Source organism: Bacillus sp. N5-665, from assembly GCF_022637375.2.
Classification (GTDB): domain Bacteria; phylum Bacillota; class Bacilli; order Bacillales; family Bacillaceae_G; genus Bacillus_A; species Bacillus_A wiedmannii.
The window spans coordinates 1,446,478-1,463,766 of record NZ_CP093325.1 but is presented as its reverse complement, the minus strand read 5'-3'; the positions used below and the strand labels follow the sequence as shown (position 1 = coordinate 1,463,766).

At 36.0% G+C, this 17,289-nt stretch carries 15 protein-coding genes; 3 read left to right on the top strand and 12 right to left on the bottom strand.

Annotation, left to right across the window (positions count from 1 at the left end; translation table 11 throughout):
* Positions 1-2: 2 nt before the first annotated feature.
* The 4 genes from ctaE to ctaB all read right to left on the bottom strand — a co-directional run bounded on the left by ctaE (position 3) and on the right by ctaB (position 4,588).
* On the bottom strand, positions 3-626 hold the full coding sequence (ctaE, locus tag MNO09_RS10120; RefSeq protein ID WP_000557858.1) for a cytochrome c oxidase subunit III: 624 nt from the start codon (positions 624-626) through the stop codon (positions 3-5).
* A complete protein-coding gene (gene ctaD / locus MNO09_RS10115; RefSeq protein ID WP_000501451.1) occupies positions 626-2,461 on the bottom strand; it encodes a cytochrome c oxidase subunit I in 1,836 nt (611 codons plus the stop codon). Before ctaD ends, ctaE begins: the two co-directional genes overlap by 1 nt.
* Before the next feature lie 60 nt (positions 2,462-2,521).
* Positions 2,522-3,571, bottom strand: a complete 1,050-nt coding sequence (gene coxB, locus MNO09_RS10110; protein ID WP_000745278.1) for a cytochrome c oxidase subunit II — start codon at positions 3,569-3,571, stop codon at positions 2,522-2,524.
* A 93-nt stretch (positions 3,572-3,664) separates the two neighbouring features.
* Entirely contained in the window at positions 3,665-4,588 is a 924-nt protein-coding gene (gene ctaB / locus MNO09_RS10105; RefSeq protein WP_001015062.1) for a protoheme IX farnesyltransferase, read from the bottom strand.
* A gap of 497 nt (positions 4,589-5,085) precedes the next feature.
* On the opposite strand from ctaB, the gene ctaA reads away from it, so the two are divergent.
* Positions 5,086-6,021 (top strand): heme A synthase, encoded by a 936-nt coding sequence (gene ctaA, locus MNO09_RS10100; RefSeq protein ID WP_001188735.1) that lies wholly within the window; start codon positions 5,086-5,088, stop codon positions 6,019-6,021.
* 84 nt (positions 6,022-6,105) lie between these two features.
* Here the strand turns inward: ctaA and pyc are convergent, their stop codons facing one another.
* The 3 genes from pyc to MNO09_RS10085 all read right to left on the bottom strand — a co-directional run bounded on the left by pyc (position 6,106) and on the right by MNO09_RS10085 (position 11,482).
* The gene (pyc, locus tag MNO09_RS10095) at positions 6,106-9,552 is read right to left on the bottom strand and encodes a pyruvate carboxylase (protein ID WP_000164095.1); all 3,447 of its coding nucleotides are present in this window, start codon (positions 9,550-9,552) and stop codon (positions 6,106-6,108) included.
* Between the two features lie 335 nt (positions 9,553-9,887).
* The gene (locus tag MNO09_RS10090; protein WP_000832769.1) at positions 9,888-11,069 is read right to left on the bottom strand and encodes an FtsW/RodA/SpoVE family cell cycle protein; all 1,182 of its coding nucleotides are present in this window, start codon (positions 11,067-11,069) and stop codon (positions 9,888-9,890) included.
* Between the two features lie 125 nt (positions 11,070-11,194).
* Complete coding sequence (locus MNO09_RS10085; RefSeq protein WP_000135698.1) at positions 11,195-11,482, bottom strand: Fpa/YlaN family protein; 288 nt, start codon at positions 11,480-11,482, stop codon at positions 11,195-11,197.
* A gap of 150 nt (positions 11,483-11,632) precedes the next feature.
* On the opposite strand from MNO09_RS10085, the gene MNO09_RS10080 reads away from it, so the two are divergent.
* On the top strand, positions 11,633-12,130 hold the full coding sequence (locus MNO09_RS10080) for a molybdopterin-binding protein (protein ID WP_001289801.1): 498 nt from the start codon (positions 11,633-11,635) through the stop codon (positions 12,128-12,130).
* Positions 12,131-12,175: 45 nt separating this feature from the next.
* Here the strand turns inward: MNO09_RS10080 and MNO09_RS10075 are convergent, their stop codons facing one another.
* Positions 12,176-13,504 (bottom strand): PhoH family protein, encoded by a 1,329-nt coding sequence (locus tag MNO09_RS10075; protein WP_000358079.1) that lies wholly within the window; start codon positions 13,502-13,504, stop codon positions 12,176-12,178.
* 246 nt (positions 13,505-13,750) lie between these two features.
* Positions 13,751-14,206 (bottom strand): PNPOx family protein, encoded by a 456-nt coding sequence (locus MNO09_RS10070; protein WP_000024571.1) that lies wholly within the window; start codon positions 14,204-14,206, stop codon positions 13,751-13,753.
* Between the two features lie 145 nt (positions 14,207-14,351).
* On the opposite strand from MNO09_RS10070, the gene MNO09_RS10065 reads away from it, so the two are divergent.
* Positions 14,352-14,552 (top strand): YlaI family protein, encoded by a 201-nt coding sequence (locus MNO09_RS10065; RefSeq protein ID WP_001995040.1) that lies wholly within the window; start codon positions 14,352-14,354, stop codon positions 14,550-14,552.
* 35 nt (positions 14,553-14,587) lie between these two features.
* On the opposite strand, the gene MNO09_RS10060 is transcribed toward MNO09_RS10065, so the two are convergent.
* From MNO09_RS10060 to typA, 3 genes are all read right to left on the bottom strand, one after another.
* Positions 14,588-14,863, bottom strand: coding sequence for a hypothetical protein (locus MNO09_RS10060; RefSeq protein ID WP_001258155.1), 276 nt, complete (start codon positions 14,861-14,863; stop codon positions 14,588-14,590).
* Between the two features lie 14 nt (positions 14,864-14,877).
* Positions 14,878-15,180 carry a YlaH-like family protein gene (locus tag MNO09_RS10055; protein WP_000893669.1) on the bottom strand — a complete coding sequence of 101 codons (303 nt, stop codon included), beginning with the start codon at positions 15,178-15,180 and terminating at the stop codon, positions 14,878-14,880.
* A gap of 156 nt (positions 15,181-15,336) precedes the next feature.
* Positions 15,337-17,181 carry a translational GTPase TypA gene (typA, locus tag MNO09_RS10050; protein ID WP_000914755.1) on the bottom strand — a complete coding sequence of 615 codons (1,845 nt, stop codon included), beginning with the start codon at positions 17,179-17,181 and terminating at the stop codon, positions 15,337-15,339.
* Positions 17,182-17,289 lie beyond the last annotated feature (108 nt).

Genomic DNA, 17,289 nt, shown 5'->3' with positions numbered 1-17,289 from the left:
GTTTATCCCACCATTCCCATCAAATATACTACAGTGAAAATAAACACCCAAACTACGTCAATAAAGTGCCAATAAATCGATGCAACATAAAACTTCGGTGCATTGTATAAATTTAGACCTCTCTTCGCATTTCTAAAGATTAATGTTAAAATCCAACATAATCCAAACAATACGTGGAGACCATGTGTACCAACAAGAGCATAAAACGCGGAACCAAATGCACTACTTCTCATAGTATGCTTAAATTCATGCGTATAATGATAAAACTCATATATCTCAAATGCTAAAAACCCTAAACCTAGCAACACTGTTACTAATAGCCAAAGTTGCATTTTCTTAAAGTTAAAGTTTTTCATATGATACATCGCATATACGCTCGTTAAGCTACTCGTTAATAAAAGCATCGTCATAATGAAAACGAGTGGCATTTGGAACATCTCTTGAGATGTTGGTCCACCATTTGTAGAATTCTTTAACGCTAAATATGTGCCAAACAAGGAAGCGAACAATACTGTTTCGCCTCCAAGAAATAACCAAAAACCGACAAACTTATTTTTTCCCTCAAGGGTTGCTTTTTCAGGCTCTGCTGGAAATGTTTCATTCGTTAATTTTTCATCTACATGCATTATGCCTTGCCCCCCTTATCTTCTAAATCTTCCTTATGAATATGATATCCATGATCATCGATTACTGAACGTAGGAACATTGTACCGAATGTAATGATTAAACCAATAATTGCTACTAATAACCAAAACTTATCTTTTCCACCCTGCATATACATTGCACCGAATGCCGCTATAAACAATCCTAAAGAAATGATAAATGGTGAAAACGATGGATTTGGCATATGAATATCACCAACTGGTTCCGCCGCTGTCATCTCTTTATTCCCTTCACGTTTTTCAATCCAAAATGGATCTAATCCGCGAACAAATGGTAATTGTTTAAAGTTATATTCCGGTGTAGGTGCTGGCATTGTCCATTCTAATGTACGTGCATCCCATGGATCACGACCAGCCTTTTCTTTTGATACTGTTGTTTTGATTACATTGAATAGAAGAACAATCGTTCCAAGAGCCATAAATACCGCTCCAATAGAGCTAATCATATTCCCCATTTCCAACCCTTGGCCTTCAAGATATGTGTAGTAACGACGCGGCATACCAATCAATCCAAGGAAATGCTGAATGAAGAACGTTAAATGGAAACCGATAAAGAATAGCCAAAATGTTATCTTTCCTAACGTTTCATTCAATACTTTATTAAACATCAGTGGCCAATAATAATGAGCTCCTGCAAGTAAACCAAATACAACACCGCCGACGATTACATAATGAAAGTGCGCTACTACGAAATAGTTGTCATGAAATTGATAATCAGCAGGCGCAGATGCTAGCATAACACCTGTAACTCCTCCCATTACGAATGATGGAATGAAAGCTACTGCCCACATCATCGGGGTCGTAAAACGAATACTTCCGCCCCACATCGTAAAGAGCCAGTTGAATATTTTAATACCGGTCGGAACCGCAATCGCCATTGTTGCAACTGAGAAAATAGCATTTGCAACTGGACCAAGCCCGACAGTAAACATATGATGCGCCCATACCATAAATCCTAAGAATCCAATTAATACTGTCGCAAACACCATCGATGAATAGCCAAATAATCGCTTTTTCGAAAATGTCGCGAAGATTTCTGAGAATATTCCGAAAGCTGGGAGTATAAGAATGTATACTTCTGGATGACCGAAAATCCAGAATAAATGCTCCCATATAATTGTATTCCCGCCCAATGCTGGATTAAAGAAACTTGTTCCAAATAAACGATCTAACATTAAAAGTCCTAATCCTACAGTTAACGGCGGAAAAGCGAATAATATTAGCGAAGATGTTACAAATGTCGTCCATGTAAACATCGGCATACGCATATACGTCATTCCTGGCGCACGCATATTAATAATGGTTACAAGGAAGTTAATACCTCCAATTAATGTACCAATACCGGAGATTTGCAAGCCGAGTACATAAAAATCAACACCATGGCCTTTTGAGGCTAAAGCTAAAGATGCATAAGATGTCCATCCTGCATCAGGTGCTCCACCTAAAAACCAACTTAAATTTAAAAATACTCCACCAAAGAAAAATAACCAAAATCCAAGTGAATTCAAAAACGGGAACGCTACATCACGTGCACCAATTTGAAGCGGTACAGCGGCGTTCATAAATGCAAACACGAGTGGCATAGCTGCGAGGAAAATCATTGTTGTACCGTGCATCGTTAATACTTGATTATAAGCATCCCCAACAAGAAAAGCGTTGTTAGGAATCGCTAATTGAAGGCGAATAAATAGAGCTTCTATTCCGCCTATTATAAAAAACAATCCACCTGCAATTAAATAGAGAATGGCAATCTTTTTATGGTCTACTGTCGTTAAATAATCCCATATGACAGCACCCATCCCCTGTTTTTTTGCTACAGAACTCACGTTTTCAACCTCCCCTTCGCGAATAATCCCTCTTTACTTTTCAACTTTTAACGTTTGTAAGTATGCATTTAATGCATCAATTTGATCATCCGTTAAGTTGCCATATTTACCAGTCATTTTATTTCCTGGTTTCATATTTTCAGGATCTTTCAGCCATTTTTTTAAGTTTTCTTCATTGTTTTCGGCAATACCGGCAACCATATCGCGATCCGCAAAGTTTGCTAAGTTTGGTGCGATACGAGCGGAAGGTGGTCTACTATCATTAGATCCAACTGCGTGACAACCAATACAGCTTTTATTAAATATTTCTTGGCCCTCTTGCGCCTTTGTTGAAGCTACTTCTTTCTTCCCATCAATCTTCTTCATATCAGCAAGCCACTTTTTGTACTCGCTTTCATCTAAAGCTTTCACTTTGAATTGCATTAAAGAATGTGATGGGCCGCAAAATTCTGTACAAAAACCATTATAAGTGCCCGATTTATCTGCCTTTAACCACATTTTGTTCACATTATCTGTATTTGTATCCATTTTCCCAGCTAAAGATGGAACCCAAAACGAATGTTTAATATCGGCACCCTTCAAATTCAAATACACTTTCTTACCTGTGGGGATGACTAAATCTTGAGAAGTGACTATTTTTTCTGATTTATAAGAAAATTCCCACCAATAAAGATTCGCTGTTACATCAACAACGATAGTATCTTTATCAATATTCTTTTTCTCCATCGCACTTACATCAGCAAGTTTGAATGTATATGTAACCGTCGGAACAGCTAAGATTAACAAAAGAATAATCGGAATAACTGTCCATATAATTTCTAGCTTGTGATTCCCTTCAACTTGCTCCGGAATATAATCTTCCTGACCTTTCTTTTGTCGGAAACGCACAATTACATATAAGAAAATAATAGTAACTACTAGTACTACTCCTACCATGATCGCAGTTGCTAGTAAGAGCAAATCATATTGCATTTTTGCTACTTCTCCTTGCGGAATTAAAGTAGATTGAAAGGCTTTACCGCATCCCCCTAACAGTAAAGCCAGCAGTGAAACGAACGAAAGCAGTCGCCACTGTTTCTTCATACAAACAACCCCCACTTTCCTTGTGAATTAGATTGTACTTTATAGTTAAGTAAAGTAAATCTCAACGTAAAGAAATCCAATTATGTCGTTGTCTTAGAAGAATGTAACTACAATCATTGATACAAATAAGATTGTTAAATAATTTAGGGAATAAACAAACATTTGTACGGACCATTTGATGTCATCTTGCTTACGGAAGCCATAAAATCCTAAAACGATCCATCCGATGTTTAACAATGTTGCAATTACCATAAATGTTATCCCTAGTCCACTCATATAAAATGGTAGTGGTAATAAACATACTGTCCAAATCATAATTTGGCGTTTCGTAATTTCAAATCCATGAACTACAGGAAGCATTGGAATTCCTGCATTTCGATATTCATCAACACGTTTCATCGCTAATGCGAGGAAATGTGGGATTTGCCAAATAAACATAATTAAAAATAACATCCAAGCAATTGGATGGCCTAAAGATGGATCGATTGCTGCCCATCCAATTAAAGGTGGAACTGCTCCAGATATACTACCTACAACAGTATTTAGTGTATACTTTCTCTTTGTCCATAACGTATATAAGACAACATATGTGAAAGCACCAATAAATCCCATTAATACTGCCATTGGTGTTGTTAATAATAAAAATACAAATCCAAGAAGTAATATAACTAGTCCAAATGTAAGTGCAAATCCCGGTTTATACTTCCCAGTAACTGTTGGACGGGTTTTTGTTCTTTCCATTAACGGGTCGATGTCTCGATCAATGTAGTTATTTAAACAACATACCCCTGCCATAATTAATCCAGAACCAACGATTGTAAAGAATAACTTATCCAGATTGTCCATCACACTTAATCCATTAAAATGTAATGCCAACCAAAATCCTGTAAATACAGTAAGTGTATTTGAGTTTACAATCCCCATTTTAACGAGCGCTGATAAATCTTGTAGCCGAGTTGTTTCCGGTACACTTGTAACAGCTGACTCATCATGCAGCTCACTTGTTGCATGGTTCATCACTTTAACCCCCTCTTAAAACTTTCATCTTTCTTTTTGCGCCTATTTCGAATGAAATATTTCGCTTCTATATAGCAATATTATTACAGTAGAAATATTGTTAACCCATTCTACTACTAATCTACGCCCATACTCCAATATATTAAATCATATTTCCCGAACATTTTGTGAAGAAAACATGAACTTTTTGTGTCGAATATAAAAAACTTAATTCTTACTTGTCCTTATCATAACATGATGTTACCTTCTATAATAAACTTTTTTGTCATATTTAACACGTATTCTCCTCATATCTTTTCAAAATAGCCTGTTTTTCACCTAAAAATTCCCTTATATATCCTATTTCCACACCCATTTTCTCTCCCCTGTCTGCCCCCGCCATTTCTTTGCTATTTTATTATTTTTTATATATCATAGGAACTAGCGCTTTTTATTCTATACATAATGGAATGAAAATATTTCGCAATAACTTCATAGCAGAAAGATGGTGAAATAGATTGCAACGCTTTATTAAATGGTTAGCAGTCATTACGAGTCTTGATTTATTAATAGTTTTACTAGGAGGCGCCTTAGTTACAAAAACAGGTTCTGGCCAAGGGTGCGGTAAATCATGGCCACTTTGTAACGGTGAATTTGTTCCATCTAATTTATCAATGGAAACTATTATTGAACTAAGTCACCGCCTTACATCAGGATCAGCAGGAATTCTTGTCACTCTCCTTTGTATTTTGTCCTGGAAATATTATAAACATGTGCGCGAAACAAAAACGTTAGCAATTTTATCCTTCGTATTTTTAGTTGCACAAGCATTAATGGGAGCGGCAGCAGTTGTTTGGGGACAAATGCCAGCTGTACTTGCTATCCATTTCGGTATTTCCTTAATTTCATTTGCTTCTGTCATTTTATTAACGTGTCTTATCTTTGAAATTGACCAGAAATTTGATGCACGTTCACTTATTATGGACAAAAAAATGAAATTTCATATTTATGGTGTAACAATTTACAGTTATATTGTCGTCTACACAGGTGCTTTAGTACGTCACGAACGAGCTAGCTTAGCCTGTCCAGACTTTCCTTTATGTAGCAAAAATAGACCTATGCCAACTCAACTACATGAATGGGTTCAAATGGGACATAGAGTTGCAGCGATGTTAATTTTCGCTTGGATACTATACGCAATGATTCTCGCTATTCGCCATTACAAGCAACAGCCTGTCGTATACTGGGGATGGATCATTTCATTTATCCTTGTTACACTTCAAGCGATCGTGGGAATTTTAGTCGTATTTACAAATGCTAATTTAGTAATGGCATTATTACATTCACTATTCATTTCTTGCTTGTTTGCTGTACTATGCTATTTAGTTATGTTAGGTACAAGAAGTAAAGTGAATGCAAAAGAAGCTGAATCAACTTCTAAACAAACAAAATAAATTTAAATTAAAATACCTTGCCGAATTGGCAAGGTATTTTTTGCGATAAAAAAAGAGCTGTATTTACACAGCTCTTTTTCTATTTTAGTGATCTAATTCAATCAGTAAGTCACCCGTTTGAATTGCATCTCCATCGTTAACATATACTTTTTTCACTTTACCATTGAACGGCGCTTGAACTGTCGTTTCCATTTTCATCGCTTCTGTAATTGCCATAGAATCGCCTTTTTTCACTTCATCGCCTTCTTTTACAACTACTTTAATAACCGTTCCTGGCATTGTTGCACTAATGTGGTTTGGATTTTCACGGTTTCCTTTCACACGTTGTGCCACTGTTGCTTTCACACTTTCGTCTTTCACAACAATCTCACGTGGTTGACCGTTAAACTCCAAGTAAAGAATACGATTTCCATCCGGCTGAGGCTCTCCGATTGATACTAGTTTAACCATCAATGTTTTACCTTGTTCGATTTCCACATTGATTTCTTCACCAAGTCTCATACCATAGAAGAATGTCGGTGTATCAAGCACAGATACACTTCCATAAAGCTCAGCAACTTTTTCGTAATCCATAAATACTTTTGGATATAATGCATATGCAACGACATCAAAAATCGTCACTTCGCGTCCAAGCTTATGGAATAGCTCTTCTTTTAACGCGTCGAAATCTACTGGCTCTAATAATTCACCCGGTCTTACTGTTAATGGCTCTTTCCCTTTTAAAATAATTTCTTGCAACTTTTTCGGGAAACCACCATATGGCTGTCCTAAATCTCCTGAGAACATTTCAACAACAGATCCTGGGAAGTCCATAGAATGCCCACGCTCTAAAACATCTTGTTCTGTTAAGTGATTTTGAACCATAAATAATGCCATATCACCGACAACTTTAGATGATGGTGTTACTTTAACAATATCGCCAAACATGTCATTTACACGACGATACATTACTTTCACTTCGTCGAAGCGATCTCCTAAACCAACCGCCTTCGCTTGTTGTTGTAAATTACTATACTGTCCGCCTGGCATTTCGTGCATATATACCTCTGTATGAGGAGCATTCATACCACTTTCAAACGGCGCGTAGTATTTACGTACATCTTCCCAGTAATGAGATAGTTTTTCTAATGAATCTACGTTAACGTCTGGCTGTCTTTCGTTTCCACCTAACGCATAGTATAGCGTGTTTGCGCTTGGTTGTGACGTTTGACCAGCCATAGAACTTACTGCCACATCGACAATATCAACACCTGCTTCAATTGCCTTTGTATACGTTAATATACCATTTCCACTCGTATCGTGTGTATGCAAGTGAATCGGAATCGATACCGTCTCTTTTAATGCAGAAACTAAATCATATGCCGCATTAGGTTTTAATAAGCCTGCCATATCTTTAATTCCTAATATATGTGCTCCTGATGCTTCTAACTCTTTTGCTAAGTTTTTATAGTAATTTAAATCATATTTACTACGTAACGGATCATGAATATCTCCTGTGTAGCACATTGTTGCTTCTGCAATTTTACCAGTATCCCGTACAGCATCAATCGCAACTCTCATACCTTCTACCCAGTTTAAACTATCAAAAATACGGAACACATCAATTCCAGCTTGAGCAGAACATTCCACAAACTTTTGAATTAAATTATCTGGATAGTTTTTGTAACCAACTGCGTTTGAAGAACGAAGTAACATTTGGAATAAAACGTTTGGCATTTTTTCACGAAGATCTAGTAATCGTTCCCATGGATCTTCTTTTAAGAAACGATATGCAACATCAAACGTTGCACCGCCCCACATTTCCGCTGAGAATAGGTTCGGTAACATTCTCGCTGTCGGCTCTGCAATTTGATGTAAATCTTTTGTACGAATACGCGTGGCAAGTAGTGACTGATGTGCATCACGGAATGTTGTATCCGTCAAAAGTACACGCTTTTGATCTTGTACCCATTTTACTAATCCGTCCGCTCCACGCTCATCCAAAATTTGTTTCGTTCCATTTTGAATCGGCTCTGAGTGTAATACATTCGGTATACGAGCATCCGGGAAAATGGGTTTCTCTTTTTTCCCTACTCCTGGGAAGCCATTTACTGTTACTGTCCCAATGTAATTTAACATTTTCGTTCCGCGGTCTTTACGTTTCGGGAACAGGAATAGTTCAGGTGACGCATCAATAAATGAAGTGTCATATTCTCCTGATAAGAAGTTTTTATGTTTTACTACATTCTCTAGGAATGGAATATTTGTTTTAATACCACGAATACGGAATTCTTTTAAGTTACGTTCCATTTTCGCAGCAGCTTGTTCAAAAGTAAGTGCCCATGTTGTAACTTTTACAAGTAAAGAATCATAGTACGGTGTAATAACAGCACCTTGGAAACTATTACCTGTATCAAGACGAACACCGAAACCACCGCCTGATCGGTATGCCATAATTTTCCCTGTATCCGGCATAAAATTATTTAGTGGGTCCTCAGTCGTTACACGAGATTGGATCGCAAATCCATGAACAACTACTTCCTCTTGCTTCGGAACACCTACCATTTTACTATGTAATGCATGTCCATCAGCTATTAAAATTTGCGATTGAACGATATCTACCCCTGTGATCATTTCTGTAATTGTATGTTCAACTTGAACACGCGGATTTACTTCAATAAAGTAAAACTCATCACCTTTTACAAGAAATTCTACTGTTCCTGCGTTTAAATAATTTACATTTTTTGTTAATTTCACAGCAGCATCACAAATACGCTGACGCAAATCATCTGAAAGCGACACACTAGGTGCGATTTCTACCACTTTTTGGTGACGACGTTGTACAGAACAGTCACGCTCGTATAAATGAACAACATTGCCCTCTTCATCTGCTAAAATTTGAACTTCTATATGTTTAGGTTTTTCAACGAATTTTTCAACGTATACTTCATCATTACCAAAGGCTGCTTTCGCTTCTGACTTCGCTCGATTATACGATTCTCTTAATTCTTCACTAGTACGTACAATACGCATACCACGACCGCCACCGCCAAGGGAAGCTTTAATAATAATCGGGTAATCATACTTTTCAGCAAATTCTCCAACTTCTTCTACTGAATTTACCGGCCCATCACTACCAGGAATAACTGGAATTTGTGCTAGCTGCGCTTGTGTTCTTGCTTTCACTTTATCTCCAAACATATCTAAATGCTTACTCTTTGGACCAATAAAGATAATCCCTTCTTCTTCACAACGTTTTGCGAATTGAATATTTTCTGACAAGAAACCATATCCAGGGTGGATTGCATCTACATGATTACTTTTCGCAATCTCAATAATGCCCTCAATATCTAGATAAGCATCAATTGGCTTTTTCCCTTCCCCAACTAAATAGGACTCATCGGCTTTATAACGATGATAAGAACCACTATCCTCTTTAGAATAGATTGCAACTGTTTTTAATCCAAGTTCCGAACAAGCTCGAAACACACGAATTGCAATCTCTCCACGGTTAGCTACCAATACTTTTTGAATACGTTGCAGCTTTGTCATGATTTTCCCCCTCTACTTTCCTACCACTCTAGAGATAAAATATATACACACCCTAAAGAGCGTGAAGTTCTTCACTTTCTACATTATATTATACTTAGAAAGCTTCACTTTATTTTTATCCATCATACCTTATTTTTTAACAAATGATAAGTTTTCTGATCAATTTGTTTCACAAAAATAGTATAGCATACCTCTTCCTTTTCTAACAACTTAATTGTATATCACATTTAATTTAATGTGATATATTTTTTCGGTGTATATACCAATTAATGTATCCTTTTTAATGTTTCTTGCACATAAAAAAACACATCGCGCTCTAAAGCACAATGTGTTTTTTATTTTACTACAACAAGACGCGGTCCATCTTGCTCTCTTTCTTTCATTATCTCATTTTGTTGTTTCTCTTGTCGTTTTACATGACTAGCAACATTTAATAATATACCCATCGCAATTAGATTAGCCAATAAAGAACTACCACCATAACTAATAAACGGTAAAGGTACTCCTGTAAGTGGTATTAATCCAGACATACCACCAACATTAACAAAAGTTTGTATCCCAATTAAACTTGCAATTCCGATTGCAATTAAACTTCCAAATGGATCTTTACACTTCTGTGCTACTCTAAACGAACGAATGATAATAAGTAGTAAACAGATTAAAATGATAGCTACACCTATAAAACCTAGTTCTTCAGATATAATCGCCATAATAAAATCCGTTTGCGGCTCTGGTAAGTAGCCATACTTTTGTATACTATTTCCTAGTCCTCTACCATTTAACCCACCTGAGGCAATTCCAATAAATGAATTTATTAATTGAAATCCATCTTTTTGCGGATCACTAAATGGATCAAGAAAAACTGAAAATCGAGCTTTTTGGTATAGACTTAATTTATAGTTTCCGATAAAATACAACGCCGGAATCCACACGACAGATGTTAATAAAAATCTTTTAATCCACAAGTTAACATTAACTCCTGAACAGAAGAACATAATTAACACTGTTCCACCTATTAATATGTCAGTCCCTAAGTCATTTTGTAATAAAATTAATACCATCGATCCACCGACAACAAATATAGGAGGTATTATCCCTTGAAAAAAAGGGGTTTGCCTCTCTTGTTTCTTAGCAAAAAAACTTGCTAGCGTAATAATAACTGCTATTTTTACAAACTCAGCTGGTTGTATACCTAGTATCCATCCTTTTGCACCATTGATTACCTTACCGAAAAGGAAAGCTGCTGTTAGTAAGCCCAGACTCCCTAACCCCATCGCTGTAAGAACTATTTTTTCCCTCCAAAATTTGTAAGGAATTACAGCGACAATCACTAGTATTACCGTTCCAATAGCAAGAGCAACTAATTGTTTTTTAAAAAAGTGATCTGCTGGCCAGTTATATTTCGACGAAATCGCGACAATGGAACTAGAACTATATACCATTATAACTCCCAACACACATAAGATAACAAGAGGAAGTAATAATGAATAATCCATTGATTTCCATACTCTTTTCATTTCATTTCCTCTTTCTGTTTCAATTTAATTATTGTTGTATTCCATATGTACATTGATTCTTCCTGCTTTATTATACAAATAAAAAGCCCAAACTATTTCAGTTTGAGCCCCCCTATTTGAACCCGTTATTGTTGTTTGTTCGTAAATGCTTCATGAAGTGCAGATAACTCACGTTCAAGCTCTCCTAACATTGCTTTCCCTTGTTCTTCTGCAATAAGACCAAGGCGAACTGCAAAATCGACCTCGCGGGATAGTCCAAACATTTGTGTGTCTAACACTTCTTCATATAATGGACATTGCGGCATTGTAAGATTGTCCATTTGCACCTTAATAAGTCTTAAAATCTTCTCCGCATCCGCTTGTAGAAGGGCTAGTGCCTTTTCCTGATGATTTGATACTGTCTCAGACGCCAAATTGATTCCCTCCGTTTCCGTCCTACTCTCTCCTATCTATTAATATTAGCGATAGTTTTAGTAAATTGCAATAGAAACATTTTTTGTGACAACCGTGTCTAATGCTATTATACTGAAAAGTGGGAGTATAACACAAATGGGGGAACAACAATGAGCGAAATTTTATTTATTAATGGAAAAGTTCGTTTTCCAATCACTATCGATCCAACTGTTTGGATCTTTGATGATCGAAAAGTAGATTTGACAACTTACTTTGACGAAACAAGAGAAAACACTTCAGAACTAGAAGCTTATTTAAAAAACACTTCAGAGCATTGGGATCGTGAAATCCGTGATGGTGCTGCGTTTCCACCGATACAACAAAGTGTAAAGAAATATAAAAAAGAACAACTAATTACTGGAACGTTCGGTATACCATTTCATCCATTTCTTGCTAACGCCGAAATTTCAGAGGACGCTACGCAAGTCGAAATTGAAACAGTAGATCAAACAATAATACTTCCATTAGAAACTGTGGAAAATGCTATTCTTGGTTTTTCAAAAAAAGGAAAGCCATTAAAAGAGGATGGACCTGTTCATCTATATTACAATGATGGATCTAATAGACAAAATCCAATCCGTAACATCCGTAAATTTACAATTATTTAAAGTGTATACTTGGAAGAAAAAGGAGTGAGCCTCAGCTCACTCCTTTTATAATAAATCCGCTGCAAGTTGAGCTAAATTAGACCGCTCCCCTTTAACAAACTTTACATGACCACTAATACGTTGCTCTTTAAACTTTTCTACAACATATGTTAAACCATTATTATATTCATCCAAATACGGGTGATCAATTTGCTGAGGATCTCCCATTAATACAATTTTACTTTTTTCTCCTACCCTTGTTAATATCGTTTTCACTTCATGCTTCGTTAAATTTTGTGCTTCATCAATTATAATGAACTGATCTGGAATACTTCTCCCACGTATATAGGTAAGGGCCTCTACTTCAATCGAACCCATTCCAGCTAAAATAGCATCTAACTCTCCTGGCTTTTTCGTATTAAATAAATACTCTAGATTATCAAAAATCGGTTGCATCCACGGTCTTAACTTTTCTTCTTTTTCTCCTGGTAAATAACCGATATCTTTTCCGACTGGAACAATTGGCCTTGCGACGAGTAGTTTTTTATATAGTCCTAAATCTTCCGTTTGCATGAGTCCTGAAGCCAACGCGAGTAATGTTTTTCCTGTACCAGCTTTCCCCGTTAACGTTACTAGCGGAATATCTTCACGAAGCAACAATTCTAACCCCATAATTTGCTGCACATTTCGTGGTCGTATCCCCCATACTTGTTCATTATGAAAAATAAGTTTCTTTACCTTCTTACCTAAATGATCCACAATGCCAAGCGCTGAACTAGATCCCCCTAATGCATCTTTCATTACTACAAACTGATTTGGATAAAAAGGGTGATTTGCAATTTCGGATAAAGGCAATTCACCTTTTTCATAAAAATAATCTAATTGCTCTTTTGATATATACCCTTCTAAAAATCCTGAATATATATTATCTACTTCAATTACACGATCACTTAAATAATCTTCCGCCTTCAAACCAATTGCATCAGCTTTTACCCTTACGAGCACGTCTTTACTTACTAAAATAACAGACTTCCCGTCCTCTTTTTCTTGTTCTTCTAAAGATAGATTTTTTGCTACAGCTAAAATTCGATTATCATTCGTTTTTTCTACAAAAATATCTTGTAGTTGAACAAATGAACGATGATTTAATTCAATACGAAATGTACCGCCGTTTTCTAACGGAATACTTTCATGCAGCTTTCCTATTTCACGAAATTTGTCTATTAACTTAGATACATAACGAGCGTTTCGTCCTACTTCATCCATATAACGTTTTTTCGAATCAACCTCTTCTAATACAACTGCTGGAATCACTACCTCATTTGTTTCAAATGAAAAAATAGATAAAGGATCCTGCAAAAGTACATTCGTATCTAACACATAAATTTTATCCAACCTGTTACCCCCTGACTCCACTTTTAAATTTGTAGAACAAGGGTTTCATCCATAAAACATGGACGAACCATTGTTATAATTATATGTACCGTATAAACGAGGTAGAATCGAAATTCATAGCCATTAAACCTTTTATTTATTTTTTATTCATTTCTATTCAATATATTACTTTTAATTATAATTATTAACATAAAATCACAATAACTGATTACAAAAGTTAATAACTTATTTTCTTATTTATCACATTTATAATTCTTTTATTCCTACTAACACTTGGTTATCCAGCTTTTTCGCTGCGCGAATATCATATGTTTTTTCATAGGTTGGCTCAGTTGCAAGCTTCGCTCCATAAAACATAACATCACGTACTTCTTGTACATTTACTTCTATTACAGTTAATTTTAGAGGAATGCCTTCCATTCTATCAGTCAAAATTTCACCTGCACCACTTATGGAAAATACGGATTCATTCGCCATTATAGTCAATACTAGCCCAGTACTATGACGTATATTTTCCACAATACGTGAACGTTGATCTACTGCAAATCGAATACTAGTTTTACTCACTGCATACACCCAAGAAATAGCACTTACGTTAGGAACTTGTTTTTCGAAGTCTGTTGTTGCTACCATAACAATACATTCTTTACGTAACGTTTGTACTAAATCATCTGTTAATGTAGGATCTACTACATTCGCCATATTTCCACCTCCAAATATAATTAGTATATCCTTATCATAACTTATTTTTCGAATTGCGAAAATATTATTTTTTCCCGCTATTATTCAAAAATATTACACTTCCATGATATACTTATACTGATAGAATTCGTATTGAGGTGACGAAATGAGAGTCAAATGTATGATTTGTGATAAAAAAGATATGTTAGATGATGAAAATCCTATGGCAAAAAAACTGCGTAACCGCCCTATTCATACATATATGTGCATGGAATGTTCGGAACGAATTGCAGAACGTACGATGGAACGTCATGCAAGTGGTAATTTCCGATTATATCGTGATAAAAAAGTCGAAGACGATTGGTAAAATGTAAATAAGTCCTTAATCATATAGATAAGGACTTATTTATATTTTTCAGGTTCACGATTCATTTGATCCAAAAAGCAATCAATAGCTTCTAATGGAAACCTGGCAGATTTTTTTTCTCCATTCATTTCATATGTAATCAAATACATTTCTTCGTTCTTTTTAACTTCCACATTCTTTAATTTATGTTCTTCATATATCATATTTTGAAATAACAAATACGTTTCTTTTGCAGCACAATCATATGGACGTGCTTCGGCAACTGTTTTAATCGTTAACCAATTATATAACGCATCTTGTACTGAACGCATAAAAATTCGCCCCCTCACCCAGCATTTTGTTGTCTTGCTTGACGTAAACGCAACCTATAAATCCCAAGTACAATTGCCGCTACAACAAGGCCCTCTCCAACAGGTAAAAAAACTGCAAAGAAAGTTAAAACTGTACACCCAATCGCTAACGATATATATATCACTATATTTTTTATTATTGATAGTTTTCTTGCAAAACCTAAATTATACACAAGTGCACTTAATATAATAATGATGACATATAGCAACCACATCCCTAGTTCTGGATTTTCATCAACTTTACATAATTTCGCAAAAAACGACATTCTTTCTAACATCATTCATCCCCCTTTCTCACAAAAAACAAATTTTATTTATGTACTTAATACAAGAGTAACCTGCAAAAAAAATACTGTCCACAAAAAAGAGTAAATATTCCAAAAATAAATACAATAAAAAAACAGCTACCCCTCAAAGGTAGCTGTTCTATTATTTTACGCTTCTACAGATTTCTTTTTCTTAGCAGCTCTTTCGCGCTCGCTCTTATCAAGAATTTTTTTACGTAGACGAATTGATTCTGGAGTTACTTCACAGAACTCGTCATCGTTTAAGTACTCTAATGACTCTTCTAAAGTCATTAAGCGTGGTTTTTTCATTGTTGAAGTTTGATCTTTCGTCGCAGAACGAATATTAGTTTGTTGTTTCATTTTTACAACGTTAACTGTTAAGTCATTCTCACGAGTATGTTCTCCAACAATCATACCAGCATATACTTCTGTACCTGGTTCAACGAAGATTACACCACGGTCTTCAACTTGCATAATACCGTATTGTGATGCTTTTCCTGTTTCAAGTGAAACTAGAACACCTTGGCGACGTCCACCAACTTGTCCAGCGTGTACTGGTTGGTAGCAATCGAATGTATGGTTTAAAATACCGTAACCACGAGTTAATGTTAAGAATTCTGTTGTGTAACCAATTAAACCACGTGCTGGAACCATGAAAGTAAGGCGAACTTGACCGTTTCCGTTATTCACCATATCTAACATTTCACCTTTACGTGCACCCATAGATTCCATAATAGAACCAGTGTATTCTTCAGGTACATCGATTTGCACGCGCTCTACAGGCTCACATCTTACGCCATCAACTTCTTTAATAATTACTTCAGGCTTAGATACTTGTAGTTCATAACCTTCACGACGCATGTTTTCAATTAGGATAGATAAATGTAATTCCCCGCGTCCAGATACGATCCACGCATCAGGAGAATCTGTATTATCTACACGTAAACTTACATCTGTTTCTAATTGTGAACGAAGACGCTCTTCAATTTTACGAGATGTAATGAATTTACCTTCACGACCTGCAAATGGGCTGTTATTTACAAGGAATGTCATTTGTAGTGTTGGCTCATCGATACGTAATAATGGTAAAGCCTCTTCATGCTCAACCGGACATACCGTTTCACCTACGTTAATGTCTTCCATACCCGAAACAGCTACTAAATCTCCAGCTTTTGCTTCTTCAATTTCTTGACGTTTTAATCCAATGTAACCAAATAATTTCGTTACACGGAATTGTTTTACAGTTCCATCAACTTTCATTAATGCAACTTGTTGTCCTACTTTCATTGTACCACGGAATACGCGTCCAACCCCGATACGACCAACATAGTCATTGTAATCAAGAAGTGCTACTTGGAATTGAAGTGGCTCCTCGCTGTTATCAACTGGTGCTGGAATATGTTCAATAATTGTGTCAAACAATGATTTCATATTCTCTTCTTGATTTGCTGGATTTGAATCTAAGCTTGCTGTTCCGTTCATTGCTGATGCAAATACAACTGGGAACTCTAATTGATCTTCGTTTGCACCAAGTTCGATAAATAAGTCAACTACTTCATCAACTACTTCATCAGGGCGAGCGAAGTCACGGTCAATTTTGTTTACAACAACGATTGGAGTTAAGTTTTGCTCAAGAGCTTTCTTTAAAACAAATCGTGTTTGTGGCATACAACCTTCATATGCATCAACAACAAGTAGAACACCATCAACCATTTTCATGATACGTTCTACTTCTCCACCGAAGTCAGCGTGACCAGGTGTATCTAAAATGTTAATTCTTTTATCTTCATAGTGAATCGCAGTATTCTTCGCTAAAATTGTAATACCACGTTCTCTTTCTAGATCGTTTGAGTCCATTGCGCGTTCTTCAATATGTTCATTCGCACGGAACGTCCCCGCTTGACGTAATAACTGGTCAACAAGTGTTGTTTTACCATGGTCAACGTGGGCAATAATTGCTATATTTCGTAAATCTTGTCGTTTTTTCAACATGTCCAACTCCTAATGTCTTTTTAATCCTTCTCTATTATAAGAGCGAAGGGGATACAATGGCAATCAAAATAAAATCAAGAATGAAAATATAGTTGTATTCTTACTTTT

Bases quoted from the DNA above. Each gene is read 5' to 3' on its own strand.
- MNO09_RS10055 (WP_000893669.1), bottom strand. From the start codon at position 15,180: ATGTTAGAAAGAATGTCGTTTTTTGCGAAATTATGTAAAGTTGATGAA.
- MNO09_RS10080 (WP_001289801.1), top strand. From the start codon at position 11,633: ATGAGCGAAATTTTATTTATTAATGGAAAAGTTCGTTTTCCAATCACT.
- ctaB (WP_001015062.1), bottom strand. From the start codon at position 4,588: ATGAACCATGCAACAAGTGAGCTGCATGATGAGTCAGCTGTTACAAGT.
- typA (WP_000914755.1), bottom strand. From the start codon at position 17,181: ATGTTGAAAAAACGACAAGATTTACGAAATATAGCAATTATTGCCCAC.
- MNO09_RS10060 (WP_001258155.1), bottom strand. From the start codon at position 14,863: ATGCGTTCAGTACAAGATGCGTTATATAATTGGTTAACGATTAAAACA.
- MNO09_RS10070 (WP_000024571.1), bottom strand. From the start codon at position 14,206: ATGGCGAATGTAGTAGATCCTACATTAACAGATGATTTAGTACAAACG.
- MNO09_RS10090 (WP_000832769.1), bottom strand. From the start codon at position 11,069: ATGAAAAGAGTATGGAAATCAATGGATTATTCATTATTACTTCCTCTT.
- coxB (WP_000745278.1), bottom strand. From the start codon at position 3,571: ATGAAGAAACAGTGGCGACTGCTTTCGTTCGTTTCACTGCTGGCTTTA.
- pyc (WP_000164095.1), bottom strand. From the start codon at position 9,552: ATGACAAAGCTGCAACGTATTCAAAAAGTATTGGTAGCTAACCGTGGA.
- ctaD (WP_000501451.1), bottom strand. From the start codon at position 2,461: ATGGGTGCTGTCATATGGGATTATTTAACGACAGTAGACCATAAAAAG.
- ctaE (WP_000557858.1), bottom strand. From the start codon at position 626: ATGCATGTAGATGAAAAATTAACGAATGAAACATTTCCAGCAGAGCCT.
- MNO09_RS10065 (WP_001995040.1), top strand. From the start codon at position 14,352: ATGAGAGTCAAATGTATGATTTGTGATAAAAAAGATATGTTAGATGAT.